The following is a 1780-nucleotide window of genomic DNA, read 5'->3' as shown; positions in this document are numbered from 1 at the left end:
CGTTTGGTGGGGTGCCGCCGGCACGCGAGTGTGGCGTTCCTGTGAAAACAGTTTCAAACACGGTTGCCCGACCCCACCAATACCGCACCCGGGCGCGCACCACCCCACCAAACGAAACGCTCTCCTAATAACCTCGTTTTCCAGGCGAACATCACGAAAATTTACGAAACTTACGTCAGATTCGCAAAAGAGCGTTAGCTCGATCAAGCGCAGCATGCATAGTGCCATCCTGCATCCGGACGATCGAAATTCCTTGGCTATTCGACTTGCGCACCTCAATTCGCATATCTCAATGTTGAAGTTAGTAAATGCAGGAGAACAATTATGTCATTGATAACGAGAAATACGCTTGAAAGAGCTTTCGCGGCTGACGAAGGTATGGCTATTCGCGGGGCGAGATATGGTAACCGGGGGGATTAGGGACCTGCTTCTCTCAATGTCGACATTTGGGAAATGGTTGAAAGCGGTTGAAAGCCCATCCGCTTCAGCCCGACCGTAGTCGACCTCGATCGCTGCAACCCAAGCCACACAAGGCATTCGCCTCCAAAACCGTCATGTAGCCTCCTTAAGTTGCGAGGATTGACTTTATAAGTGCACCAACGCCCGGTTGGAGGGTATTTGGCCTGCCCATTTCAATGTCGAAGTTTATAATTTAGGAAAATAATATTCATTATGTCGTCGCTAATAACGGGAAGTACTATCGCTAGAGCTTTTGGGGGGGGTATCAAATCCGCCAATGTCGCCATGCGGGGTGCAACATTCGGGAATGCCGGCGGAGCTAAGGACCTGATTCTCTCCATGTTGACATTTGGGATTTATGCCCTAGTCAAGTCTTCTGCTATGGAAAAGAAAGGAGCGGCTGTCGAAAAAGCCTTAGTCGATCTATATTCGTATATGGAGAATCATCCACATGATAAATCTATTTCTGCGTGCGTCGACGGTAAATGGTTGAGTATTAATGAATATAATGGCTCATTGGAGTTTTACTTTGATGGTCGCCAGTGTGCCGTGCCCTGCGATCTAAATTTTCGCCAGCTTAAACTGGTTTTAGAGGAGGCAGTTAAGAGTACGGAGATGTACCGCGAGATAGTGGGCGATATTAACGATGCAATATCGGATGAGGCTACCCTTGAACGGCTAATGTCTGAAAATGGCCTTGACTCAGTGATGGGCAGCAGAATTTGCCTTGGGGAGGATTTTAGCAAAGATGCGAATGTGGAATGGTGTTTGCTGCCTCGCGGTGATAACACCTACGACTTAATGACTTGGAACAGTGTGGCTTGCTTGATGAGTAACGGCTCCCCTCACCCACTGACGAACAATAAGATCATCGAGACAGACATTCTCAGAGGCAGAGAGATACTGCCGCATCTCAAGTCAGATGATATGTTTGTGTTCTAAGCGAGAGCGTTTCGTTTGGTGGGGTTAGGCGATGAGTTGGGCGGTGGAAGTGTAATGTAAGTGGCGATATATGTAATAAAAACAGGGGTAGCGCGCGTAGAACTCAGCATCTCTTTTTCGCAAAGCCTAGAGCAACGGTGTTATAGGGGACAAACAGACCAAATCTCTAGGGCGGCCAAAGGCAGAATCACCACTTCTATTACACAATTCGCCATTTATATTACACTTTCTAGCCCCGGTCGCCCTGAACAATGCGGGGCTTCGAAAGAGGTCGGCCGCGCTTGCCAGCAATGGGCGGGATGGCGCCAACCAGTGGGTGAAGCTGGGTAACATCGTTACGATTGGCGCCAGTGAGGATTCCTTACCTATGGGGGCTTTG

Annotated in this window: 1 protein-coding gene and 1 pseudogene; one reads left to right on the top strand and one right to left on the bottom strand. The window is 49.0% G+C overall.

The window, feature by feature from the left end:
- The first annotated feature begins 672 nt into the window (after positions 1 to 672).
- Positions 673 to 1401 carry a hypothetical protein gene (locus P0D80_RS49925; protein WP_408296075.1) on the top strand — a complete coding sequence of 243 codons (729 nt, stop codon included), beginning with the start codon at positions 673 to 675 and terminating at the stop codon, positions 1399 to 1401.
- A 232-nt stretch (positions 1402 to 1633) separates the two neighbouring features.
- Here the strand turns inward: P0D80_RS49925 and P0D80_RS49920 are convergent.
- Positions 1634 to 1759: pseudogene (locus tag P0D80_RS49920) on the bottom strand (IS5/IS1182 family transposase); the annotation flags it as partial.
- Positions 1760 to 1780: the final 21 nt, after the last annotated feature.

Origin of the sequence: Paraburkholderia sp. RL17-373-BIF-A, assembly GCF_046030175.1 — a bacterium.
Lineage (GTDB): Bacteria > Pseudomonadota > Gammaproteobacteria > Burkholderiales > Burkholderiaceae > Paraburkholderia.
This window is presented reverse-complemented; position numbering and strand designations above follow the sequence as displayed.

Excerpts from the sequence above, each read along its gene's own strand:
- P0D80_RS49925 (WP_408296075.1), top strand. The coding sequence starts at position 673 with ATGTCGTCGCTAATAACGGGAAGTACTATCGCTAGAGCTTTTGGGGGG.